Here is a 25,924-nt window from a genome sequence, read left to right as displayed (position 1 = left end):
GAATAAAATACCTGACCTGTTGATTGCTAGCTGATTGATTATTTTAAAAACAGGTCACCCTATTGTTAAAATCTAGTCTGGGCAATGGTCTGGGCAAAACAAGTGATTGTAGGTGTATTTTATTGTACTTTGTTGGATGCTAAAATAGAATTAAAATCATAACATGCTGTTTTATATACCTGTATTAAACACCACTGAATATAGTGAAACATAAAGGCTGGTGATTTGTAATCAGCCGGTCAGGAGTTCGAATCCCCTCACTAGCTCCAAAGAATTCAAAGCCTTAGGTGTTTTTCATCTAGGGCTTTTTTATTTTGAGTCTCCATGCAAGAAAGTAAGGCATGGGAAAAGCCAACAAAAAATCAGTCACTAACCTTTCGTAAACAACTAAAGTCTAAGTTTGATTTTTTTCTGGTAAACGGAAGAATAGCCCCTTGTACCTCTCCAAATTAGTCCAATTATAAAAACTTAAATTTTTACGTTTTGACACAGTCTGTGTCGCTTGCTGACAGTAAGTTTCAACTAAAGAATTTCTACACAAGCTGGGAAAGCTTCTTGCCTAAATCACCTATGCGCTCAATTCAGATACAAATGCCAACAACTGATCTTTCTGGCTTTCGTCAAAAGCTGCATAGCATATAAGCAAATCGGCCAGACGGTCATCGTCACAGTAGAAATAAGCCACTGGCACTCTTAATGCTGAGGCGAGTTTTTCAGCGGTAGCAAACGGTGGCTCGTGAATACCGGTTTCATATCGGCTGATTCTGGCGCTACTACAACTATCGTCCATACCAATCAGAACTCCAAGCTTGTCCTCAGCAATACCTATTCGGGTACGCACTTCGCGTAAGCGTCGACCGAATAGAGTTTTAGATTGGATTGTCGTGACATTCTTCAATAATCGCAGAACAACCTTGTTTCAACTCTACGAAAATCGTAGTATTGAGAGTTTGTGAACTTTGGTAAGTAACTACGCCAATGACGACAGTCATTCCGAAACTCAAACAAATGGTCATAAATATCCTAATGGATAAGCAGGGACAAGCCCTAAAGCCATCGAAATTTGCAACTATTATTACTGAGAAATACCCCGTCTATTGTGAATAAAAAATATTAGCCAGTACACAAGCAGCTCTCGATCTACCAAAGCAAATTGCCAACCAAATAAGTGCCGCTGGAAAACAATGGCTAAATCAAGAGCCACAACTCAAGAGCTCTGATGAAACTCCCCGTACATATTGGTGGGAGAATCTAGAGTTAAACGATTTTGGCTTGGCATCTATATCACCACAAGAGCAGGCAAGTAATAATGCTGAAGCCCAAACGGAACAAAATCTCTATCCTAAGCTTGCTAATTATTTGTGGAGTATAAAGTCCCGAAAAGTTCATCCGAAACGCATTGATGAAAAAAGATCATCCAATCAATACTTCGGACAATTTTGCTTTGATTAAAAATAGTCTGGAAGCCTCCAGCGTGGTATGTAGTCAACGACGATAACAGCCCAACACGCCAAAGGCTTCCATGTACTTAACAGAACCCATTCTGCAGCAAATGTCCAGTGTAGCAAAACCGCAACGTAAGTTTATGTTCATCTTGCTAACAACCCTGACGTATCTGCCGGGACGGGTGAATTTCCGAAACCTTGGCCGTTATAGTGCTCTGAATGAAAAAACCTTTTCGAGATGGTTTCGTCGCTCGTTCGATTTTGTTACCTTCAATTTGCTGAGCTTGAAAGATTTAACGGATAAGGGTGAATGGGTAGCAGCAATTGATGCCAGCTTTTTACCCAAAAGCGGGCGCAATAGTTACGGCCTGGACTGGTTTTGGAACGGTTCACAGGGACAAGCGGAACGCGGACTGGAAATTTCACTGCTGGCCTTGGTGGATGTGACACACAACACAGCCTATACGCTGTCGACTTATCAAACGCCCGCTTTGCCCAAAGCACCGAAGGTACCTGAAGTCGTCAAAGAGTCGACCTTAAATAGCGAAACCAAGGTGGCTCAAGATGTCGAGAAGACACCGAAGAGCAAAGCCGAGAAAACGCCCAAAGAAACCCGGATCACCCGGGTAGATAGCTATCTTGATCATGTCAAACGCGATACCAAGGGACTGTTGGGGAAAATCCGTTATCTGGTCACGGACAGTTTTTACGCCAAGACCAAGTTTATTAATGGCGTGGTAGAACATGGCTTGCACGTGACCAGTAAGTTACGGCATGATGCCGATCTGCGCTGGTTATATACCGGTGAACAAAAAGCCAAAGGTCGACCTCGCAAGTTTGCAGGCAAAGTGTGTTTTGATGATTTATCACGCTTGGAACTGGCAGGAGAAATCGATGGCCAGCGCGTCTATACCGCTGTCGTCAATTCGCCGACGTTCAAACGTAATCTGCGGATTGTCTATATCGTGCGAGAAGAAAAAGGCAAAACCTATACCGCATTATTATTCTGCACTGATATTGACTGTGCGGCCTTGGACATTCTGCGCTATTACAAGGCAAGATTTCAGATTGAGTTCGTGTTTCGCGATGCCAAGCAATACACGGGACTATGCGATTGCCAAGCGACTTCCGAAGCAAAGTTGGGCTTCCATTTCAATGCTTCACTGACCGCACTGAATTTGCTGCGTCTGGAAGACCGGCAACAGGCCGTGGAAGGTGCCGGCCGCAACGTCATTTCCATCGCCAGTTGGAAGACTCGTAAATTCAATGCCCATTTATTGGAAAGGTTTTCTTGCCACTTAGGGATCGACTTTACTACCATAACATCTAGCCAAGGCTTTGCAGCCCTCTGTAACTATGGGGCTATCGCCGCGTAAACTGTCCGAAGTATTGACATAACGGTTTGCCTTAAAAATCGGCCTTACGAAGGAATAAGTATTTACACAACTTGCCTGCCAGATAAAAACCAGAAGTTGTAATGGCAGTACCCGATACTGACTTTTTTATTGAAGAAAGATGTGGTGAAAACTACATCTATCCAAAAGCACTAATAGCCTCTGGATCAGCGATTGAGAGTTATACAGGGAGCGATTGCCAAATCAGATAAGAGCAAAACAAGGTGGATAAACGCTAAAATCGTCTATCCACCTGCTTTCAGAATTTGCAACCCACACTTACCGATCCATACTGGGACAAGAAGTTGTTGCTAAAGTCCCCGTTCCATTGCACCTTCATCTCCAGACCGCCCTTACGGAAAACTTCCGCGCCGACGGCAGCCTTACCAAAGGCTTGAGGCATAGGTGCAGTAACGTTGAACGAACCCGCAGAAGGAACACCTTCCAAACTGGCACTGGTGTTCCAGCGATCGTTGCTCAGTACACTCATACCCAATTGACCATAGGTGCGAACGGATAGCCCTCCGGCAGTATCGGGAAAGTCAAAGCGCTGCCCTGCCTCGGTCAAAGGTGTGGCCATAAACAGGGTGCGTGTGGTGCTATTAACGTTAAGATTGTAAAGCCCCGCCCCACTTTCCTGATAACCGCCAAGCAAGGTGGTTATCATATCAAGGTCCATAGTCGGACGCAGGTACCAGCCCGTGAACGCAAACTCGTAACTGCCTCTTAACTTGGTGTCAAAAAAGCCGATCTCGTTGTTACTTTTCGCCTGCATCAACAACGGGTTCATAGTGTCGGTTCCCGGCAGGTTAACCAACCTGGAACCGTTGTTCCAGATGTTGCCGCCCGCGACTGACGCAGACAGCATTCTCGGACCAGACTGGTGCTTCATGGCCAGACCCAGTAGTAAAGTACTGCCGTTGGCACTTTCCGATGTGGTCGTGCCGTCCAGCCAGTTTTCTTCATAAGCGACAGAGCCGCCAAGAAACCAATCTTCTTTAAGCTCCATCTGCCCACCAAACTGATAAGACACATTGCTACGCTTGTAGCCTAAAGTCTTGTTGTCATCGTAGTTCATTCTGCCCAGAATCACACGGTTCCACACACAAGTGCTCTCGCCCATGCTAACCCCTGAGCCTTTGAAAGTGGGACAACTCATCATGTTGGCCATAAAGCTTTGCACCAACATCGGCGTAGTCGCTGCCTGCGCAGTCGCCAGAGATGATGTCATACTGGACAGTGCTTGTTCGTAATTGTTGGCATTGGCATTGCTCAGTCGTGCGAAAGTATTGCCCAGTCCCGCTTGCTGCTCAGGCGTACCGGTATCCCAAGTATTCTGAAAGTAGCGGGCCAGCGATTGCTCATTAGCGTGGAGACCGACACCGTTCGGGCTGAAGTTGGCTTTCGTCGCGATACTATAATTGTTAACGCCTGCAATGTTGCTCTGGTTGATATTATAAGAGGAAATCAGTGACTGATTCTCTACCTGAATCGGCTGCACGGCATTAAACGAAGAGTCCGCCGAGTGGGTTAATACGGTAATCGTCTTGTTCGGCACCATCACGTTAGTATTGAGATGAACTGTCAACGGCTTTGGATTGGAATCCATCGAGTTGAAGATAGTATTGTTCAACCGCAAGGTATCCGAAATACCCGTTACAAAATCAGCATCGACAACCATTCGGGTATTTGCATTATAGTTATAATTAACGCCGGTCATCACCAGATCGGTAATTTTACCCGCCTGCGTACCCAGGTAAGTTGTACCGTAGTCATTAAAATCGATATTGGTGACTTCACTGCCCGAAAAATAAGTACCGTAGTTGTTAAAGCTGACAGCATTAGGTGGTGGATCAATCGAGCCGATCACGGTACCCTGATTGATAATATTCGTAAAAGCGAGGTTGCCTGTAGGTTGCAGAAAGGCATAACCGTTATCAGCGTTACAGTTGTCGATTGCCGTGCAACCGCCAGCCAGAATGCCACCCTTATTGATCAATACCGTAGAAATATTGCCCTTATTGCCACTGTTGGCAATGACCACGCCGGCCGCGTTACCGTATACCTCACCATTAATCGTGATATTAATCGAGTCACTGATACTACCGACGGATTGGGCAAAAATCCCGTAAGCTCCAGCTCCTGTTGCACTGACCGTGCCGTTAACAGCGATATTGACCGGCAACCCCCCGCCTGAATAATCTTTACTGGTTTTGGTAGCGTCATACTGACGAGCAGAACCGATGAGGGAACTGTTGCCCAGACTGACCATACCGCCACCGCCACCCACCGACTGGGCAACGATGCCATGGGCATTAGCGCCGGTGGTAGTAACATTGGATCCGGCATCAACAATAACTTCAACATTACCGCCATGACCACTAGCTGCGTAGGTAGTAATATTTGCCTGACTTGTTCCCAAGTGATCCTGATTCGAGAAAGCACCCTGCCAGTTACCTTGACTACTATCGCCAATAAACCCGCCACCGCCACCGATGGACTGAGCCAATATGCCGTAAGCACCCACCCCGGTTGTAGTAATGCTGCTGCTGCCACTTATGTTATGTATGACAACACTATCACCATCATTGCCAAGGCTATTTGAGTCAGTTGTACCGCCAATACTGGCGTTACTGAAATCGTAATGATGCCCGGAAATCAAGCCGCCGCCGCCACCTATCGATTGAGCAACTATACCGATGGCTAACTCACCGCTGGTACTGATAGCACCGGCGTTGTCCACCTGCACTACACCACCATTACCGCTACTGCCGTTGGAGTTACCCAACGCCGTCCCGATATTAAAACCCTGCTTACCGGTTGATGCCCCTGAAGCAGCAGCAACAACCCCGCCGCCGCCGCCAATTGATTGGGCAATTACGGCATGAGCCAGGGTACCGGTGGTACTGACTTTACTCCCCGCACCGAAATTAACAGTTACTGCGCCGCCATTACCCTCAGCCTTATTATCTGCACCCAAGACTGCGCTGACTTCAGGGATGGTACTGCCGCTACTGCCGTCACCAAAGCCTGCCAAGCCGCCGCCAGCGCCAATGGACTGAGCCAACACACCATAGCCGACATTGCCGTAGGTGTTGATAGCCCCCGAACCAACATCAACCAAAACAGTATCGCCATAGCCACTGCTTTCACTTTGTGATGCCGCCTTGATTGTAATTGTCTTGCTCGACAGTGACAGGTCACTGCCATCAATAGCGGCGCCACCACCGCCACCAACGGACTGGGCAATAATTCCCATGGAGCCGTAGCCGGAGGCACTAATACTGTTAATACCTTGAACGGTAACTGCATCGCCGCTGCCGGAGGGACCGCCACCAAAAGTCATAGCCAAAGTGTAATCGCCTGTTTCACCCTTGGACGAACTGACACCACTGGAACCGCCGCCGCCACCGATGGATTGGGCAAAGATACCATGAGACCACACGCCGCTGGTAGAGGCGGTAATCAAATTGGGACCAGCGGCATTATTACCAACCGTTACTACACCACCGTTACCGCCACCTCCGCCACCCAGTGTCATTTTCATATCGAAGCTAGTAGAAGTATCCTCCGAACTGTCGCTGTCGCTGTCGCTGGTACTGTCATTGAGGCTGTCCAGGGCTGCTTCCTTGCTATCCACACTGTTGTCAGCATTACCTGCGGCCCCGCCGCCGCCGCCGATAGACTGGGCGAGAATGGCATCAGAGTAACCACCGGTAGTGATAATCGCCGCGTTGGAACTGTCAGGTATGACTGTTACCGTAGCGCCGTCGCCCCCAGTACCGCCTTTGCCGCCCAAACTAAAACTCAATGTTGTATTGGAACTCTTACCACCATCAGAGGCTGTGGTACCACCGGCCGCCAAACCTCCGCCACCGCCGATAGATTGAGCCACGATGCCGCGAGCCGTAGATCCTGACGTACCAAGGATACCGCCATAATTGACACTGACCGCACCGCCCTTAGCTGCGGTACCCGCGTCACCACCCAAAGCCAACTGTAAACTATAGTTTTGTGTTTCAGTTTTGTTTTTGGTGTTGCTGTTGCCGAGTGCACCGTTGCCGCCACCGCCACCGATAGATTGAACAACAATTGCGCTGGCGCTGGCACCTTGGGTATTAATGGCACCGGTATTATTAACCGTTACAGCCCCGCCCTGTCCACCATCACCACCGGTACCGGCTTGACCATATGCAAAGCTCAAGGTCACTGAGTCAGGATTAGTATCCTCGGAATCACCGACCGAACCCACGGTAGCAGAGGCCGAGGAATCGCCCCCGTTACCACCACCGCCACCAACCGACTGCGCCAGAATACCCAGCGCACCGTCATTAGCTGTGGTGATGACGCCCGTCTGGTTTACCGTTACACTGTTGCCGGTTCCTGCGCCGCCGCCCTGACCGCCCAGCGCAACAGCAATAGAAATGCTTGGAATTTCGGGATCATTCGAAGCGAAAACTTCGGCTTTCGAACTGGCGGTGCCGCCGGTTCCGCCACCACCGGCTATTGATTGCGCCAAAATACCCATTGCATCAAGCCCGGAAGTACTGATGCTGTTGTAATCGTTAACGATAACGGTACCCGCTGCACCACCAATGCCGCCATTACCGCCAATAGCGGTAGATATAGCCCATGTAGGGCCTAGCGTACGCGATGAAGCTGCCCCACCATTACCGCCACCACCAGCGATACTCTGAGCGACAATAGCGTTGCTGTGCGCGCCGGAAGTAATAATACCGCCATAATTATCCACACCAACAGCTCCACCTGCGCCACCATCGCCGCCTCCACCGCCAACTGCCGACGAGATGAACAAGCCCACAGTTTTGGCATAACCGCCATTGCCGCCGCCGCCGCCAATCGACTGCGCCAGCACCGCAGCGGCATAGTCACCCGAAGTCACCAGAGTACTGTTGGTATCGGTAGTACTGGTCCCAATATTCACATTAACTAGGCCACCGTTACCACCGTCACCACCGGAACCACCAACCTTTGCTGACCAGCCCCTGCCTGATGCACCGTTGCCACCACCACCGGCAATCGACTGTGCGAGGATGGAAATTGCACCATCACCCGAGGTAGTGATATTTGAATTACCAGTGGTAGTGACCGTTACTGTGTTACCTTTTCCGCCCGTCACACCACTGGAACCAACAGACCCTATCGCCCCATCACCGCCAATACTGCCGCCCCCGGAAGCAATAGACTGAGCCAATATGCCAAACGAGGTTTCTCCTGTCGTATGGACAGTACTGCCGCCGTTGGTGCTGCTGCCAAGATCAACGCTGACCTTACCGGCGCTATTACCGTTGCTACCCTGTGAACCCAAGGTTAAAGGAGGCGGGTTAGTAAGCGTACTGGCGGTAGTCGTAAACATGCCGCCGCCATCACCCAGCGACTGTGCAACGATACCAGGTGCGTCAGCACCGGTGGTAACAATTGAACCACCCTCAGCCTGGAGGACATTAACCTCGTTGCCGGCTCCGTTGGCATTTGCTACCGAGTAACCGGTACCAGTATTAGTTAAACTCGTCCTGCCACCACCACCACCGATAGATTGAGCAAGAATACCAACACCATAGTCACCAAAACCGTTCAAGGCACCGGCATTGTTTACTGTCACCGTATTGCCGTCACCGGAATTTCCGACAACGTTAACTGTATCGGAACTATTTAAACCACCGCCAATGGATTGTGCGATGACACCAACGCCAGTACCCAAGTTTCCACTACTACCGGGGAGCAAACTGATGTTCGCTCCACTAAGCACAGTCACCGCTACTTTGCCAGCATCGCCACCAACAATAATATTCCCAATAGCGGCCTCTTTCGAAACTTTATCAATGACAAGTAACCCCGCAGTACCACCTATACTTTGCGCCAAGATGCCAGTAACCGAACTGCTCACGTCACCACCAACAGACAAGGCACCGGAATGCATCACGCTGACGACGCCACCGTTGCCGCCCTTGCCGGGATTCGCTTCTAACCATTTGTTTGTATCGGTAACCATCATTTCTCCACCCCCGCCACCTGAGCTGTAGGCCTGTAGTCCGATACTGGCCTGGGAGCTTGATGCTCCTGTCACCGAAATTTGCTGGGAATTATTGATAGTCACCGAGCCGCCGTTACCACCATTACCGCCAGTGGCCATGGTAGTGTTATTATCATCATTTTGCATTACAAATCCCGCGTCCCCGCCACTGGATTGGGCAATAATCCCTCCTAAAGTGTAGGCTGCCATATTACCCGTATTAGAGGTAGTGATGGTTACCGACCCTGCATTGCCACCGTTGCCGCTGGTAATCTCCTGATTATCTGATGATCCAATATACCCCCCACCCCCACCCTGAGCTATGGTAGAAATCAATGCACTTTGGCTGACGCCCTGTAATGATGGAGTACCGACGATACCGGATTGATTAACGGTAATATCACCAGAAACTGAGCCGGACGCGCCATTATCAGTAGCTGACATGTCGCCTCCTGTGGATTGCAAATTAATAACCGACGGCAGCGGCAGGACGGCTGTGCTTAAACTTGTATATGCATAGGAGTTGATTTTGCCATAATTGGTGAAAATAATACTTCCTCCGGCAACCGGCGACGCAGGATCAGCACTTGGCGCAATAATTGAAACACTACTTTGCTGGCTTGCGGTTGGAGAGCCGTTATCCAGCGTGCCATTATTGATGAAAGTAAATCCTGAACTACCCGCCGCCACATTAACGGCACTGGCGCTGTCACCTGACTGAATAGTACAGGAACTGCTTCCTGCACCACACGCGACGACACTTGCCGACGTCGGCAGCGCAAAACCCATGCTTGCGCCGCACAGCAACCTTACAGCAATGGATAAAGCCGACAAACGCAAAGGTACACCCTGATTGAGTGGTATCGTTCTTATTTGGACTTTCGTTATTTTATTCATGTTCTAATCTTATTTTAAGTAGGTTACTGCTCGTTGGATTTGCAAGTTTTTAGCCATCAAAACAGTATGTAAGACCAAGAGAAGTGCTATGAGCCAGTAATGTCATCGTTTTATAAGATGACGAAAAAATGTTTTAAAACATGTCAAATAATCGATAAGTAAAGCCCGCCGGTTTTATACCTATTGCCTAAAAATTTAAAAAAATTCAATTGAGATAGTCCTTTAACCGATTAAACTTAATTTCATTAAATGCAAATATATTTTATATTAACGACAAATACAATAAAATCGAAACTAATAATCCGTTAGTTATAAATATTTTTTTAAAAAAAAATTTATTATATTTGTCTATTAAATTCACAAATATATAAAATATTTAAGATCATAGCATTCAATTATTCTAATTACCTCATAATACTTTTCTGTTTTAGCAATTTTTCTTGGCACTCCTTATCATCCGCCATGACTTACGTATCTTTAAGACAGCATTTACCAGATCAGAGCCCTGCTAAATAAAACAAAATCGCAAGGAATGGATATATTTCAGCAAACTATGCATACACCACTATTTCTATGTTATTTTGCAGAATTTACATAGCCAGAACTAAAAAAGATTGAATAACTACCAAAAAAACTGTTGGAACAAGGAAATAGCTACGTAGCAGGGAGGCCAAGTAACTATTTTTCAATGAAAAAAATGATTAGGCAAAAAGAGCAATACAATTCGCCGTACACTTGGTAGAAAACTATTTTAACGATTGACGCCGAGAGCTTTTATAGCCGGCACCTAAAACACACGATATGATTTAGAAACTAATATTACCTTGTAACCAGATTTTCTGGGTATCTGTGTTGTACTGATCGGCATTGTAATAAGCATATTTTGCAAGCACCGAATAGTGCTTACCAAATTTTTTGGTCGCCATAAAATCCCATTCATCGCCGTAATGAACACTTCCAGTGTCATCATAAAAAGCATGATAAACACCGGTTAAGGCAACGCTGCCCTTATCAAGCGAGGTAATCATGGTGCCAAATACATCACGAATACCATCTTTAGGGGTCACCAGAAACAGATCTGCCCAACCCTGAAAGGCATGATTGGTACCCAACGGGGTAATAAAGGTTTTATTTTGGCCAACGCCATCCAGTTGCTCCATGGCACCTTGAAAGGTAAACATATGCGCGGTTAAGCCACCCATCAAGTTAAAACGATTGACGGTATATTTTTGCAGGCTGTTTTGGTAATCCGACTGAATACTCCATTCGGCCGTATAAAGCAGACCATAATTATCACTTACTTTAAAGGAGTCACCCGGTTTTTGATAATTGGTCACACGAAGACCATAAGTCTGGTTGGATTTATTATAATTTTCCTGCTCGGTATAACCCAGCCAATAACCATAACCAACCAGATTACCGTAATCTCCCAGCTTGTAATTAACATTGAGTATCGGTGCATTAATGTTTTCGGTCGTCGAGGTAAACGTTTTTACATTGCCCATATAGCCAACATTAACGGTCAGGCCAAAAAGTTGTTGATTGTTGTGAGTAATCAGCACCGAGTCATAGGTTTGCTCCAACTGTCTCCAACCGACGTTACCAATAAATCGATCATCATCCAGTTTGATACGTTGCCGCCCGCCTTTTATGATGGTATCGGCAAAACCTGCATAACTAAGCCATAACTGGTCAAGTTCGCTGACGTAAGGATCGGCAACCGTTGAATATTGGCTTTTACCGTTAACCGTACTATTGTAATTCGAATCCATGGCATAGACGCCTTCGTATTCCGCATAACCTTGCAAACCATGAAACACAGGTGACAACAACCCCAAACGTAACCGTGAGGTCACGGCGTTGGCGGTATCGGGTTGTTGTTTGGCAGGTACGCCGCCAATGGGCTTGGTCATGACATCGCCTTGATTAACATTTTCATAACGCGTGTTTAAATCAATTTTTACCGCACCGTTTTTACCATAATGATAAAAATTAAGCGCATCTTCAACCTCTTGGGTAACACCTGCCAAGGCAGAATGGCTCGCTACCGATAATGTCAACAGCGCAACCGATAATGGAATTTTTTTTTGTTGCCTCGGCATAAAGCCCCCTACGTTATTAATTGATAAATGATGGTTTCGTAAAACCTGAAGCAGGGAACGATGATCCATAAGTCTATTTTATGAGCAGATTTCCCTAATGTGCCTGATCGCATTCGGCCAGAAAAGTTAATAAACTTTCCCGGTATTTATAATAATCAGGGTGTGCAAGCAATGCTTTTCGCGTGCGCGGCCTGGGTAAATCGATGACTTCTATTTTGCCTATTTTTGCATGAGGGCCGTTGGTCATCATCACCACGCGGTCTGCCAATAAAATAGCTTCATCAACATCGTGTGTCACGACGATAGCGGTTACGTGCGTCCGCTCCCAAACTTCCATCAAAACTTCCTGCAACTCCCAGCGCGTTAATGAATCCAACATACCGAAAGGTTCATCAAGTAACAGCAACTTGGGTGACAAGGCAAAGGCGCGAGCAATTCCTACCCGTTGGCGCATTCCATTAGATAGTTCAGCGGCTTTTTTATGCAATGAATCTGCCAAGCCAACACGGGTCAGGTAGTATTCAACAATATCGTTACGCTCTGCTTTGGTGGCATGGGGATAAACCTTATCAACCCCCAATGTCACATTTTCAAATGCCGTCAACCACGGAAACAGGCTGGGAGCCTGAAATACCACGCCACGATCAGGACCCGCGCCATCAATCTCGCGGTTATCAAGAACAATACCTCCTTCGGAAATACTGTTTAATCCGGCAGTCATTGATAAAACCGTGGATTTACCGCAACCTGAATGACCGATAATGGAGATAAACTCACCTTTTTTCATTTTCAGGTCAAAACCGTCAACAACTTTAACGCTGCTGTTACCATCGGGTGTCGGGTAACTTTTTGACAACTGCGAAAACTCCAGATAGCGAGGCCGGCCCAGGCCCTCCTTACTCGATTTTAGTGCGGAACTATCCCGGTTCCAATCATTGCTGGTATTAGGCCGAACCGTTGGCAGGATAATTTTATCCGGTGCCGATTCCCCGGTCTTTTCGATGCCAATAGCCATTAGATATTGGGTAATTTCGGCACGACATTTTTTAAATGTTTCGTTATGATTTAACGCCGTTCTATTACGTGGCCGTTCAATATCGATAAGAAAATCGGGGCCAAAGGTTGCATCAGGGCCAGGGTTTAACGGAATAACACGATCTGCCATATAAATAGCTTCATCGACATCATTGGTAATCAGGATAACTGTTTTCTTTTCCTGCTCCCAGATTTGTAAAATTTCATCCTGCAAATTACCGCGTGTCAACGCATCCAGGGCACTTAGCGGTTCATCCAGTAATAAAATATCCGGACTGGCCGCCAGAGCCCGGGCTACATTAACCCGTTGGCGCATGCCGCCCGATAATTCCGCCGGTTTTTTAGCCATGGCAGCACCCAGATTAACCATACGAATATATTTTTCTGTATGCGCTTTACGTTGTTCGGCAGTCCAGTCTTTAAAAATGGTATCAACTGCCAAAGCTACGTTTTCATAAACCGTTAACCACGGCATCAACGAATAATTTTGAAATACCACGCCACGATCAGGCCCCGGCCCGGTAATTGGCTGCCCCTGTTTTAATACTTCACCGCTGTCAGCCTGAATTAAACCTGCAATGGTTGAAATCAACGTGGTTTTTCCACTGCCGGAAAAGCCGACAATGGCGATAAACTCACCCTGTTTAACGGTTAAATTGATATTTTTCAGAATCGATGTTTTATCTTTACCGTCACCATAAGCTTTACAAACATTCTTTAATTCCACTAACGGCAAGTAAGGATCGTTTAATGGCAAGGGCTTTTTAGTCACTACACTACTATGAACTAATTTAATTTTTACGGTTGGCATAACAGACTCCTGATTAAATATCTTTACCAAAAGAGAATACTTTTTGAAATGACTGCATGATACGGTCCAAAATAAAACCGATAATACCAATGGTAAATACAGCCACCATGATTCGTCCCAAGGAATTTGAGCTGCCGTTTTGAAATTCATCCCAGATAAATTTCCCCAGCCCCGGATTTTGTGCCAGCATTTCCGCAGCAATTAACACCATCCAGCCCACTCCCAGCGATAACCGCATGCCGGTAAAAATATAAGGCAAAGCCGATGGTAAAATGATTTTTTTAATCTGCGTAAACCAGTTAAGACGTAATACCTTGCCTACGTTAACCAAATCTTTATCTATGGAAGATACGCCGACAGCGGTATTAATTAAGGTTGGCCAAAGCGAACACAGCGTTACCGTAATGGCTGATGTTAAAAAAGATTTTTCAAACCATGAATCCTCGGTAGTAATATAAACCGCACTGACAACCAGCGTCACAATAGGTAACCAGGCCAATGGTGATACCGGTTTAAAAAGCTGAATCAGTGGGTTGATTGCCGTATTGACAACCGGACTCATGCCACATAAAAGACCCAGTGGCACAGCGATCAGTGTGGCAATGACAAAGCCTGCAAAAACCGTATAAAGACTGGTGAAAATCTTGTCCAGATAAGTCGCCTGACCGTTATAAGGCCGGGATTTAATTTCAGCTGCCGGATTTTCTGCCAATGTTTGTGTATTGCGCTCTTGCTGGCGTTGATAAAACTTGGCTTCTTTGTCCCTTTCTGCGAAATGTTCCGTCAATAAGCCCCCAGCCTCATGCCAAACGGCAACAGGGCCGGGTATTGCGCCAAGACTGGTGTTAACTTTGGCAGCGGAAAAACTCCAAAGCCCCAGAAACAAAGTAAAAGCAATAATGGGTACGCCCATAATCAAAAATAGCTGACGGGCTTGTTGTGCAGGATTTTCACCGGCCGCTATTTTTACAAAAGGTACAAACCAGGTTAAGCCGGTTATGTTAAAAAATTTGATTAATTGGTTGTTCATTTTTTGACCTCGATTTGCTTAACGTCTGCAGGAACCGGTCATGCCGGCCCGCTCCTGCATCAACATACCCTGCATTACTACCCGGAAATTCGGGTATTACTCAACAACCTTGCCACCGGCTACTTTTTGTTTGCCTTTAAGACCGATAGTAAATTTAGTCAGATACTCATTAGGTTTGTTACCGTCATAAACAATGCCATCGATAAAGTCGGCGCTGGGTGCTTTAAAGCCGGTTTCTTTATCAGAGGGAAAGTCGCCGGCTTTAGCTTTACCTTCGGCAATTAAGGCTTTGGCTGCTGCCATGTAAATATCAGGGCGGTACACTTTTTTGGCAATTTCCATATACCAGGCATCCGGTTTTTGCTCGTTGATTTGTCCCCAGCGACGCATTTGGGTCAAGCTCCAAACCGCATCGCTGTAATAGGGGTAAGAGCCGTTATAACGAAAAAACACATTAAAATCGGGTAATGCACGTTTATCACCCTTTTCGTATTCAAAAGTGCCGTTCATGCTGTTGGCAATAACCTCATAGTCAGCACCGACATACTGTTTTTGCGAGAGCATTTCTACGCCTTCGTTACGGTTTTTATTATTTTCTGCATCCAGCCACATTGATGCACGAATTAAGGCCTTGATGACTGCCAAGTGGGTATTAGGATATTTATCCGCCCATTCTTTGGTCACCCCAAAAATTTTTTCAGGACTATTTTTCATCAGTTCATAATCGCTGATAACCGGGACACCTATACCTTTAAATACGGCTTGCTGATTCCAGGGTTCACCGACGCAATAACCAACAATAGTGCCTGAATCCATAGTAGCCGGCATTTGTGGTGGCGGGGTTACTGACAATATGGCTTCGGCATCAATTTGACCGGAAGTGTCTTCCGGCGGTGCATAATATCCCGGTTTAATACCACCGGCTGCCAGCCAGTAACGCAATTTCATATTATGAGTTCCAACCGGAAAAGTCATTGCCATATTGAACGGTTTGCCGGCATTTTTATATTTTTCAAGTACCGGCTTTAAGGTATCCGCTTTAACAGGATGTACCGGTTTACCGTCCTGCATGGGTATCTGCGGTTTCATTTGCTTCCAGACATCATTCGATACCGTAATGGCATCGCCATTTAAGGTCATCGTGAAAGCACTGATAATATCTGCTTTGGTACCATAACCTATGGCAGTTCCAAAGGGCAATGTTGCCAGCATGTGGGCACCATCAAGCTCACCATTGATAACCCGGTCCAATAAAACCTTCCAGTTGGCTTGAGCTTCAATTTGGACGGAAAGCCCTTCATCTTCGAAATAGCCTTTTTCAAAAGCAACCGCTAAAGGTGCCATATCGGTTAATTTGATAAAGCCCAACTTCAGACTTTCTTTCTCCAGTTTTTCAACAGCACCAACACTGGACGCAAAGCTTAACGTTGACATAGCGGCGACGGTTACAAGTGCTGTAACCAGATTTTTAATAGTTAATTTTCCCGATTTTTTCATAACGGCTTTATCCTGTTCAGATATTCAGTGCAAAAAAAAAGCGTCGAAAACCTCTGTGTCAATAACAACACTGAGATTTAGCGACGCCTTTGTCTGGTGCTCAACTTTGAGCAAGGAATGGTGACTCCAACGTTGGAGCCTCTGATAATGTTAAAGCATAAGCTATGCCAAAATCATAGAAAAGTATTTATATTTAAAATAGATAAATAAATACAATCAGTTACACTTATCTTATTACAAATAAAAATTTTGATGGTAAACATCAATATCGGAATTATTAATTGCTGCGCTCCAGTAATGTGCGACAGTAAAAATATTTTGCACCAAATCAGCACTCACTGACTCGGTTAACTTTAAAACAGAAAACTGACAATGGCTTTTAGCCGGCCTTTTTCTATAACCGGTATGGCCAACATACTGCTTAGACTATCCAGCTCCGGACTATAGTCGGACTCCTGATTACCCGTGATAACAGGCATGCCCGTCAGCCAGACTCTGCCCAAGGCACCAACGCCTTTGGTAACCGCCATGGTTTCAAATATTTTCGCAAGCTCATTACTGCTTTTACTATAACCCTGCTGACAAATGAGTTGTTTGCCTTCCTGATCTGGAATCCATATCTGAATACGTTTGGCAATAGGCGTCGCTTTTGCTGACAAAAAGGTCATGATATAAGACTGTCCGGGATTATCGGCAACAGGAATACCAATGCCCATAGTAATACCGGCCTGTTGTGCGTCACCCGCTCTAATAAAAGTATCTGCTTTGCTGATATCATCGATAAGAACGGGCATACCCGATTCCCAAGCCAGTCCAGCCAAACCTTGGCCTTTAGGTACGCTGATTTGTCTGGAGACAGCTTCAAAATATTGCAGTGTGCCGTAATAACCGTCCATAACAGCAAGACTTTTATCCAAAACCGGATTATTGCACCAAACCTCGATAGCTCCGGCATGATCCTCGTCATCGCCACATAAAAAAACCACGACAGCCATCAGAAAGTCGCCGGAAAAAATAGGTATGGCAATACCGCAGGTTAAACCGGCATTTTTTGCAGCAGCGATACGCTTAAAATAAGAGTGTTCAAATTTTGCCAGAACAATGGGATGACCGGCAGCCCAAGCCTTACCCGGCAAGCCTTCGTTATAAGCGAATTTTTGTTGCTCGCTGTCTACTTTAAAATCGGTTAGTCCGCCATATAAACCGGAGCCAAATTCCAATTGAGTGCGTTCTTTGTCTGGAATCCATACTTCAGTAACTTTGATAAAGGTTTTCATTGCTGGTAGATACAGTTAAGGCTTTGTTATTTAAACAGTTCCGACATGGCAACAACATTTTTAGCCATTTCGCCCAAGGTAATATTTCTATCCATCGCCAATTTTCTAAGCGTATGGTAAGCCTCGTGTTCAGTAAAATTTTGCGTTTTTATTAAAATGGCTTTGGCACGATCAATCTGCTTTCTGTCTTCAAGCTTTACACAAGCTTCTTCCAGTGCGTATTTAAGCGCTTGCTGATGTTTAAATCTGGCGATAGCCACGTTGATGATGGTGTTAATACGATTACCCTGAAGACCATCGACTATAAAAGCACTGATGTCGGCTTTAATAACCTGGTTAATAATATCTGTAGTCGTATCATTGACAAACATAATGACCGGCAAAGGCGATTGATCATTAAGCGCTTTCAGATCAGCCAGTAATTTTTTAGAGGGTGTATCAAGATTGAAAATAAGGGCATCCGGCGTGATGTCCTTAATCAGCGCTAACACTGCAGGACCATATTTGATTTTTAAGCATTGGTAACCAATGTCTTTAATGCTGTTTTCCAGCAATGTATTATCAAGATCACTTTCAATCAATAATACATTAAGCATAATTCATAATATTGCGTCAGTGTAAGGTAATCGGTTTAAACACGGTAAGCGACTATTACCTTCGCCTACCGTTTTTCTGTTATAAATCAAGCCGGTAAAAAAACAGTCCCCTTAGCAAACATGACAGCTTCACCACCTACTCGTAATGCCAACTGCTCCTGACCTTTATGATCCATTTCCAGGTTTAATACGCTACGCCTTGCCTTTGCATCGCCTCTATCAACAGTAAAAGTATGAGTGCCTTTTCGGGTATGCTCAAAGGAACACAGATAAGAAGCAAACGCCGGCATTGCACTACCTATCGGCGGATCTTCGTGAATACCTATACGGGGACCGAGTAGTCGGGCATTAAAATCCGAATCCATGAAAGGTGTTTTGGGTGCAAACAATAAAATTTCTTGTGCTGCTGTTTGTGGCGCGATGGATTGACTCCACGCCGCGTAATTAAATTTGGCTTTTCTAACCGATTCATAACTCCAGACCGGCACTATCAAATAAGGTACGCCACAAGATACCAAACGAGGTGAGTATTTTTTATGATCAAGTTCCGACTGCTGAATGGACAAGAAAGCAGCCAACTCTTCATCCGTAGGCGCAAAGCGGTCAACGATTGATGAAACCTTACGGCTAAACTGAACAAAAAACGGCTTGCCCTGGTTTGCCGAAATATTGACATCAATCGGTCCGACGTTCTGTTCAAATACCACCGGCGTAATCGCTTCAGTCAATTTAATATCGCCACAACAACCCAATACATAAGCGGTAGCTATAATAGGATGGCCGGCAAAATCTATTTCAACCAGTGGTGAAAAAATACGCATCTTTCGGGTAGTACCTTCACTGCCGGGATGAAAAACAAATACTGTTTCAGTTAAATTTAATTCTTTGGCAAGCAATTGCATCTGTTCATTACTCAGACCATCCGCATTGGGAAAAACGGCAATCTGGGCACCATTGAAAACCTGGCTGGTAAAAACATCAGCAATATAATAGTTATAATTCATCAGGCGACTCCGTCATGCTGATTTGAACGCTACCGTTTTCCATGCGCACCGCATAGGCCGGTATGGTTACCGTTTCATCTTCAAGACAGATACCCGTTTGCAGATTGAAATGTTGTTTATATAAAGGCGAGGCGACTACTGGTTGGCCGTTAATATCGCCAATCAATCCCCGTGACAAGACATTGGCCTTACCAAAAGGGTCGTAATTGTTAATGGCATAAACGGCAGACTCTTTGGGCATATAAAACAGCGCCACCTGTTGACCGTCAACCAAAGCGCAAACACCGGAATCAGGCTGTAAATCATCAATACTGCAAACGTCTTGCCACCCAACCATTACGCGACCTCCACGAGTTTAAAATGTTTTCGCTCATCTGCATCAGCCGGACGAATTTGTCCTCGTTCCTCAATAAAAACAACATTATCATCCGTCTGATCACTATTAACAAAGTGATGAAAACGTTTTAATTTTAATTCATCAGCAATCGTGGCTTTCCATTCACATTGATAGGTATCAATAACAAACTGCATTTGTTGTTCTAACTGCTCACACAAGCCGAGTTTGTCATTAATCACGACAGACTTTAAATAATCCAGCCCACCCTCCATGTTTTCCATCCAAACCGAAGTACGTTGCAAGCGGTCGGCAGTGCGGACATAAAAACTCAACAAACGGTCGATATATTTAATCAGGGTTTCTTTATCCAGGCTGGTGGCAAACAAATCTGCATGCCGTGGTTTCATGCCACCGTTACCACAGACATACAAATTCCAGCCACTCTCTGTCGCTATAATACCGATATCTTTACTCTGTGCTTCTGCACATTCCCGCGTACAACCCGACACTGCAAATTTAATTTTATGCGGTGATCTTAAGCCTTTATAGCGGTTTTCTAGCTCTATGGCCAAACCGACACTATCATCCACGCCATAACGACACCAACTACTGCCGACACAAGATTTAACCGTGCGCAAGGACTTTCCGTAGGCATGACCGGATTCAAAGCCGGCATCAATCAATTCTTTCCAGATAGCCGGTAATTGGTCAACCGGCGCCCCCAGTAAAGCCACCCGCTGACCACCGGTAAGCTTGGTATAAAGTTTATATTTTTTACCAACCTCACCCAGAACAATCAACATATCGGGGGTAATTTCACCGCCGGTAATTCGCGGTATCACCGAGTAAGTTCCATCTTTCTGTATATTGGCTAAAAAGGCATCGTTGGTATCCTGTAAGGCCATGTGTTCTATTTTTAATATAAAGTCATTCCAGTGAGAGGACAAAATAGAACCGACAAGCGGTTTGCAAATCTCGCAACCCCGACCTTTACCATGCTTTTCCAGTAAGGCATCAAAAGTTTTGATCTCTTCAACGCTGATAAGAGTAAAAATCTCCTGGCGGGTATAAGCAAAATGTTCACAAATATCCGTGTTCACTGCAAAACCCTGCTTTGCCAACTCTGAGTTCATGACTGATTTTAATAACGCCGCACAGCCGCCACAGCCGGTTGCGGCCTTGGTCTCTGTTTTTAACTCACCGATAGTGGTACAGCCCGCTTCAATCACCTGACAAATGGCACCTTTAGTGACATCGTAACAAGAACAAATTTGAGCGGACATGGGTAAAGCATCCGGACCCAAGCCAACCGATTCATCAGAACGAGCCGGTAAAATCAGCGCATCCGGATTTTCCGGAAGTTCAATACCATTCAGGCAATACTGTAACAAGGTGCCGTAACCGGAAGCATCGCCGACCAATACTGCCCCCAATAACTGTTTTTTATCCTGACTAACAACGAGGCGCTTATACACTTCGCGATCACCGTTTTGGTAGGTATAAACCAGGGCGCCCTGTGTTTTCGCATGGGCATCACCGATACTTGCAACATCAACCCCCATCAACTTTAATTTTGTACTCATATCCGCGCCGGTAAAGCTGGCTGCATTACCTGCCAGATCAGCGACAACGGTGCGCGCCATGGCATAACCCGGAGCGACCAAGCCATAAATCATGCCATTCCAGAGTGCACATTCACCAATGGCATAAATATCAGAATCTGAGGTAAGGCATTGATTATTAATGACTATACCACCGCGCGGCCCGACTTCCAGAGCACAATCACGGGCAATATCATCACGTGGACGTATGCCTGCCGAGAACAACACGATATCCGTTTCCAGCTCTTCACCATCGGCAAAGCACATTTTATTCACGCACTGCTCGCCATCGGTAATAAGACTGGTATTTTTGCCGGTATGCACCGTTACGCCCAAATTTTCGATCTTGCGCCGCAACATGGCACCACCGGCCTCATCCAGTTGAACGGCCATCAAGCGCGGCGCAAACTCTACGACATGCACTTGCAAGCCCAGATCTTTTAAGGCATTGGCAGCTTCCAACCCTAATAAGCCACCACCAACAACAACACCTACTTTGCCGTTTTTGGCTGCTGCCGCCATAGCTTCAAGATCTTCAATAGTCCGATAAACCAGACACTGTGGTCTGTCATGCCCAGGTACTGGGGGTACAAAAGGGAAAGAGCCCGTCGCCAACACCAGTTTGTCATAACGAATAGTGATACCTTTTTGAGAAACTACGGTTTTGGATTCACGACAAATTTTAACTACCTTATCGCCCATATGAATGGTAATACCGTGTTTTTCAAAAAAGCCGGGCTCTACCAGAGACAAATCTTCGGCAGTTTTGCCGGAAAAAAATGCCGACAGATGGACCCGATCATAAGCGGGTCTGGGTTCTTCACAAAAAGTAACGATTTCATAGTCGTCTTTAGCGGGACTTTCGACCAGATTGGCCAAGAAGTTCTGGCCAACCATGCCATTACCAATGACGACCAATGTTTGTTTTGTGCTCATGTATAACCTCAATGACTACGTTATTGCTATTTCTATAGTTATCTAGCAAACGACATGCCACAAGTTAAAAACCATTATCTTTAATAGTCCAAGTAGGTGATAACAGAAATACAGGAGTTCATAAGATTCAAAATGGTGCGCAAAAGCTTATTTAGTGCATAAATAGTATCATAACAGTGCATAGAGACAGTTTGGTCCTGATCAGAACGTCTTACTGCTTTATTTTTGGTGCATCTGTAGTGTTTTGGTGCGCTTTAATGGTTAAATCAAGCTTAATCCGGATTTTATAGGTTATTGTTAAACTAACGCTTTTATTGCATTTTTTATTTATGGCACATAACATGCTTTAGATTATGACATCGCCCTCAATCATGAGATTAAAAATGTCATCAGAAAAAATGAACCTGTTTTCCTTCTCGGGAAAAATAAAAATCCTGCATATGAGCTGGATAGCCTTTTTCATCAGCTTTGTTGTATGGTTCAACCATGCGCCTTTAATGCTGGTTATTGCCAAAACCCTGGGCATGAACAGCGCTGAAATAAAAACCATACTGATATTAAATGTTGCACTCACCATTCCGGCACGCATTATCATCGGTATGTTAGTCGATAAATTTGGCCCCAGACGAACTTATTCGACGCTATTGGCTGCCAGTAGCATTCCTTGTTTAATGTTCGCTATTGCCGCAAATTTTGAACAACTGGCGCTTGCCCGTTTTTTATTGGGCTTTGTGGGAGCAGGCTTCGTGATTGGTATTCGCATGGTTGGTGAATGGTTTCCTGCCAAACAAGTAGGTATTGCCGAAGGTATTTATGGCGGCTGGGGGAATTTTGGCTCTGCTGCTGCTGCCGGAGCATTGCCCGTTTTAAGCTTGATGTACGGCGGCGATGAAGGCTGGCGCTATGCGATTGCCTCCACGGGTATAGTGGCTTTAGTCTATTCCGTCATTTATTTTTTCAATGTTTCTGATACCCCTAAAGGTTCGACTTATTTTAAACCGAAAAAAAGTGGTGCGATGGAAGTAACCAGTACCGGCGATTTGTACTTTTATATCTTCATGACCATACCTTTATACCTGGCATTAACCCTGTTAACCTGGAAATTATCATCAACAACCGATGTCAACCTGGTTTCAAGGCCTACTGCTGTTGGCATTTACATCACTATCTGGACCTTGTTTCTATACAATGTTTATAAAATACTCCATGTTAATAAAGAGAATTTAAAACAACCAACGGCTGAAATTCATCGTTATAAATTTAAACAGGTCGCCATTTTGGATTTAGCCTATTTTATGACCTTTGGCTCCGAGTTAGCCGTAGTATCGATGTTGCCGCTATTTTTCTTTGAAACTTTCCATATATCTCAGGGCATCACCATGGTACAAGCGGGCTTGCTTGGTGGCAGCTTTGCCTTTATCAACCTGATCGCACGTCCCGCTGGCGGCTGGATCAGCGATAAATTTGGCCGTAAAGTTTCTTTAAGCATTTGCATATTGGGCTTGTCAATCGGCTATTTAGGCATGTCAATGATCACGTCTGAATGGTCACTTATTTCGGCAGTATTGGTCACCATGTCATGCTCCTGTTTTGTATCGGGCGGCTGCGGAGCTGTCTATGCAATCGTACCGTTGATTAAACGCCGCATGACCGGTCAGATTGCCGGTATGGTCGGTGCTTATGGCAATGTCGGTGGCGTATTATTTTTAACTTTACTGTTGTTTGTTTCATCCTCAGTATTTTTTATGATCATAGCAGGAGTTGCTTTAAGCATATTGATTGCCGTGCAATTTATTGATGAACCCCAAGGCCACATGGCTGAAATTCAAGATGATGGTACCGTTGAAATGATTGAGTTGAGTTAAATCCCCTCATTAACCCTTTATGCTTGTTAGCGACTGATATTGACTTAAACATGACTGCACCTGAACTCAAAGTGAGTATTGGCTATGCCAGTGACAAAGGCATTAAAACGGAGAATGAAGATTTTTTTGGCTCATTGGTACCGCAAGATTCGCAGCTTGTCTATAAAGGTATTACTGCCGCCATTGCCGATGGCATGAGCGGTAGTGATGCCGGCAAAGCAGCCAGCCATTGTTGTGTGGTCAGTTTCTTGAGCGATTACTACAGCACCCCCGATTCATGGTCGGTCAAACAGGCCGGACAAAAAATACTCTCGGCAACCAATTCCTGGTTATATAGCCAGGGACATAGCCGCTATGATTCCAGTAAAGGCATGGTTAGTACACTCAGTATCCTGATTGTAAAATCAACTACTGCGCATATTTTCCATATTGGTGATTCCAGAATTTATCGTTTGCGCAAAGGCATGCTTGAGCAGATAACCCGTGATCACCGCATTTGGGTTTCCAAGGACAAAAACTATCTGAACCGCGCCATGGGTATTGAACCCAGACTGGAAGTTGATTATAAATCGCTACCCCTTGAAAAAAACGATCTATTTTTAATGACAACGGACGGGATACACGATTTTATCGATGAGAAAACTATCAGACAACTGCTTCAGGAAAGTGCTGATTTAACCAAAGCTGCCAATGGCATCGTGCAGCAGGCAATCATCCATAAAAGCGATGATAATCTGACCTGTCAATTGATCAGAATTGATAGCTTGCCGGAAGCCAAAGAAGACGAAATTATTCGCCGCCATGCCAACCTGCCTTTCCCTCCGCCCCTGGAACCGGGCATGATCATTGATGACTACCTTATCAAGGCAGAACTGCACGCCAGCAAGCGCACACAAATCTATCGGGCATTTGATACCAAAAACAAGCGCCACGTCATCCTGAAAACGCCGTCAATACTTTTTGACGATGATACCTTTTACATAGAACATTTTCTGCATGAAGAGTGGGCAGGAAAACGTATTCATCACGAAAATGTCCTTAAAGTGCTGACTACGGACCGGCAAAAAAGCTGTATTTATTATGTTACCGAATTTATCGAAGGCCAAACCCTGAGACAATGGTTAGTCGCCAACCCTAAGCCTTATATCCGGGAGGTCAGAAAAATAGTAGAACAAATCGCCAAAGGGCTCCGGGCTTTTCATCGCATGGAAATGTTACATCAGGATTTAAAGCCTGAAAACATCATGCTTGATCAACAGGGAATCGTTAAAATCATCGATTTTGGCTCGGTTAAAATTGCCGGAATAGCCGAAATAGCGCAGGTCGATTATGACAGTGAGGAGAATATCCTTGGCACCTTAAACTATAGCGCCCCGGAATATCAATTGGGGCAGCGGGGAACTACCAAATCCGACTTGTTTTCACTAGCCGTTATTAGCTATGAAATGATTAACGGTGCACTCCCTTTTGGTCAGGATATGCCCGAAAAACCTAACGCCATTAATCTTGCGAAGCTTCAATATGTACCTAGTTTTCATAAAAATGCTATGGTTCCAATATGGATTGATGGCGCATTAAAAAAAGGCACGTCAATAAATCCGGATACTCGTTACGATAATTTATCGGAATTCTTGTACGATCTCTCTACACCTAATCCAAGATTTCTAGACACCAAAAACTTTAGTCCATTGATAGAGCGAAATCCTTTGTTATTTTGGAAATGCCTGTCAGTAATACTATTATTAACCAATCTGGTTTTACTGTATTTGCTTGTTCAAGCATAAATAAAATTACTTCAAACCAACTAAACAGGATGCCAAATTTCAGGTTAACTTGAAAACGGATAACCTGTTTTTATAGTTTTTTTGCAGGAAAGTAACGGACTGTTGGTTTTATCAAAAAAAATGGCATAGTAAAATCGACTTTTGGAAAACCTCAAAAACTTTATGAATGCGCTATTATCTAACAAACCAGCAAGACGAATCTCGACTTTCAGATAACCACAACATCACGGCCATGAACAATAGTTCACTTAATCCCTTATTTATTAAGCATCGTCAAGC

At 45.2% G+C, this 25,924-nt stretch carries 14 protein-coding genes; 3 read left to right on the top strand and 11 right to left on the bottom strand.

Annotation, left to right across the window (positions count from 1 at the left end):
- Nucleotides 1-568: 568 nt before the first annotated feature.
- A complete protein-coding gene (locus KKZ03_RS08560; RefSeq protein ID WP_243221079.1) occupies nucleotides 569-898 on the bottom strand; it encodes a helix-turn-helix domain-containing protein in 330 nt (109 codons plus the stop codon).
- 624 nt (nucleotides 899-1,522) lie between these two features.
- Here KKZ03_RS08560 and KKZ03_RS08555 point away from each other — a divergent pair.
- The gene (locus tag KKZ03_RS08555; RefSeq protein WP_243221078.1) at nucleotides 1,523-2,821 is read left to right on the top strand and encodes a transposase; all 1,299 of its coding nucleotides are present in this window, start codon (nucleotides 1,523-1,525) and stop codon (nucleotides 2,819-2,821) included.
- Nucleotides 2,822-3,098: 277 nt separating this feature from the next.
- Here the strand turns inward: KKZ03_RS08555 and KKZ03_RS08550 are convergent, their stop codons facing one another.
- From KKZ03_RS08550 to nirB, 10 genes are all read right to left on the bottom strand, one after another.
- Nucleotides 3,099-9,770: an autotransporter outer membrane beta-barrel domain-containing protein gene (locus tag KKZ03_RS08550; RefSeq protein ID WP_243221077.1), complete on the bottom strand. Its 6,672-nt coding sequence runs from the start codon at nucleotides 9,768-9,770 to the stop codon at nucleotides 3,099-3,101.
- A gap of 806 nt (nucleotides 9,771-10,576) precedes the next feature.
- Nucleotides 10,577-11,941, bottom strand: coding sequence for an alginate export family protein (locus tag KKZ03_RS08545; protein ID WP_371744873.1), 1,365 nt, complete (start codon nucleotides 11,939-11,941; stop codon nucleotides 10,577-10,579).
- A gap of 25 nt (nucleotides 11,942-11,966) precedes the next feature.
- Nucleotides 11,967-13,718, bottom strand: a complete 1,752-nt coding sequence (locus KKZ03_RS08540) for an ABC transporter ATP-binding protein (protein WP_243221076.1) — start codon at nucleotides 13,716-13,718, stop codon at nucleotides 11,967-11,969.
- A 13-nt stretch (nucleotides 13,719-13,731) separates the two neighbouring features.
- Nucleotides 13,732-14,748 (bottom strand): ABC transporter permease, encoded by a 1,017-nt coding sequence (locus KKZ03_RS08535; RefSeq protein WP_243221075.1) that lies wholly within the window; start codon nucleotides 14,746-14,748, stop codon nucleotides 13,732-13,734.
- A gap of 96 nt (nucleotides 14,749-14,844) precedes the next feature.
- Complete coding sequence (locus KKZ03_RS08530; RefSeq protein ID WP_243221074.1) at nucleotides 14,845-16,245, bottom strand: CmpA/NrtA family ABC transporter substrate-binding protein; 1,401 nt, start codon at nucleotides 16,243-16,245, stop codon at nucleotides 14,845-14,847.
- Nucleotides 16,246-16,598: 353 nt separating this feature from the next.
- Complete coding sequence (locus tag KKZ03_RS08525) at nucleotides 16,599-17,522, bottom strand: GAF domain-containing protein (RefSeq protein ID WP_243221073.1); 924 nt, start codon at nucleotides 17,520-17,522, stop codon at nucleotides 16,599-16,601.
- Between the two features lie 26 nt (nucleotides 17,523-17,548).
- Nucleotides 17,549-18,118 (bottom strand): ANTAR domain-containing response regulator, encoded by a 570-nt coding sequence (locus tag KKZ03_RS08520; protein ID WP_243221072.1) that lies wholly within the window; start codon nucleotides 18,116-18,118, stop codon nucleotides 17,549-17,551.
- 86 nt (nucleotides 18,119-18,204) lie between these two features.
- A complete protein-coding gene (locus KKZ03_RS08515) occupies nucleotides 18,205-19,122 on the bottom strand; it encodes a PhzF family phenazine biosynthesis protein (protein WP_243221071.1) in 918 nt (305 codons plus the stop codon).
- Nucleotides 19,112-19,459 (bottom strand): nitrite reductase small subunit NirD, encoded by a 348-nt coding sequence (gene nirD / locus KKZ03_RS08510; protein ID WP_243221070.1) that lies wholly within the window; start codon nucleotides 19,457-19,459, stop codon nucleotides 19,112-19,114. Before nirD ends, KKZ03_RS08515 begins: the two co-directional genes overlap by 11 nt.
- Complete coding sequence (nirB, locus tag KKZ03_RS08505; RefSeq protein ID WP_243221069.1) at nucleotides 19,459-21,996, bottom strand: nitrite reductase large subunit NirB; 2,538 nt, start codon at nucleotides 21,994-21,996, stop codon at nucleotides 19,459-19,461. Before nirB ends, nirD begins: the two co-directional genes overlap by 1 nt.
- Before the next feature lie 383 nt (nucleotides 21,997-22,379).
- Between nirB and KKZ03_RS08500 the strand changes: the two genes are divergently transcribed.
- The gene (locus tag KKZ03_RS08500) at nucleotides 22,380-23,861 is read left to right on the top strand and encodes a NarK family nitrate/nitrite MFS transporter (protein WP_243221068.1); all 1,482 of its coding nucleotides are present in this window, start codon (nucleotides 22,380-22,382) and stop codon (nucleotides 23,859-23,861) included.
- 50 nt (nucleotides 23,862-23,911) lie between these two features.
- Entirely contained in the window at nucleotides 23,912-25,645 is a 1,734-nt protein-coding gene (locus KKZ03_RS08495) for a bifunctional protein-serine/threonine kinase/phosphatase (RefSeq protein ID WP_243221067.1), read from the top strand.
- Nucleotides 25,646-25,924 lie beyond the last annotated feature (279 nt).

The sequence above is a fragment of the Methylobacter sp. S3L5C genome (assembly GCF_022788635.1).
Taxonomy (GTDB): domain Bacteria; phylum Pseudomonadota; class Gammaproteobacteria; order Methylococcales; family Methylomonadaceae; genus Methylobacter_C.
The sequence above is the reverse complement of the archived record's forward strand: the minus strand, read 5'-3'. Positions and strand labels throughout refer to the sequence as shown.

What these genes read in the sequence shown, in the direction of transcription:
- KKZ03_RS08555 (WP_243221078.1), top strand. Translation starts at nt 1,523, where the DNA reads ATGTACTTAACAGAACCCATTCTGCAGCAAATGTCCAGTGTAGCAAAA.
- KKZ03_RS08550 (WP_243221077.1), bottom strand. Translation starts at nt 9,770, where the DNA reads ATGAATAAAATAACGAAAGTCCAAATAAGAACGATACCACTCAATCAG.
- KKZ03_RS08545 (WP_371744873.1), bottom strand. Translation starts at nt 11,941, where the DNA reads ATGGATCATCGTTCCCTGCTTCAGGTTTTACGAAACCATCATTTATCA.
- KKZ03_RS08540 (WP_243221076.1), bottom strand. Translation starts at nt 13,718, where the DNA reads ATGCCAACCGTAAAAATTAAATTAGTTCATAGTAGTGTAGTGACTAAA.
- KKZ03_RS08535 (WP_243221075.1), bottom strand. Translation starts at nt 14,748, where the DNA reads ATGAACAACCAATTAATCAAATTTTTTAACATAACCGGCTTAACCTGG.
- KKZ03_RS08530 (WP_243221074.1), bottom strand. Translation starts at nt 16,245, where the DNA reads ATGAAAAAATCGGGAAAATTAACTATTAAAAATCTGGTTACAGCACTT.
- KKZ03_RS08525 (WP_243221073.1), bottom strand. Translation starts at nt 17,522, where the DNA reads ATGAAAACCTTTATCAAAGTTACTGAAGTATGGATTCCAGACAAAGAA.
- KKZ03_RS08520 (WP_243221072.1), bottom strand. Translation starts at nt 18,118, where the DNA reads ATGCTTAATGTATTATTGATTGAAAGTGATCTTGATAATACATTGCTG.
- KKZ03_RS08515 (WP_243221071.1), bottom strand. Translation starts at nt 19,122, where the DNA reads ATGAATTATAACTATTATATTGCTGATGTTTTTACCAGCCAGGTTTTC.
- nirD (WP_243221070.1), bottom strand. Translation starts at nt 19,459, where the DNA reads ATGGTTGGGTGGCAAGACGTTTGCAGTATTGATGATTTACAGCCTGAT.
- nirB (WP_243221069.1), bottom strand. Translation starts at nt 21,996, where the DNA reads ATGAGCACAAAACAAACATTGGTCGTCATTGGTAATGGCATGGTTGGC.
- KKZ03_RS08500 (WP_243221068.1), top strand. Translation starts at nt 22,380, where the DNA reads ATGTCATCAGAAAAAATGAACCTGTTTTCCTTCTCGGGAAAAATAAAA.
- KKZ03_RS08495 (WP_243221067.1), top strand. Translation starts at nt 23,912, where the DNA reads ATGACTGCACCTGAACTCAAAGTGAGTATTGGCTATGCCAGTGACAAA.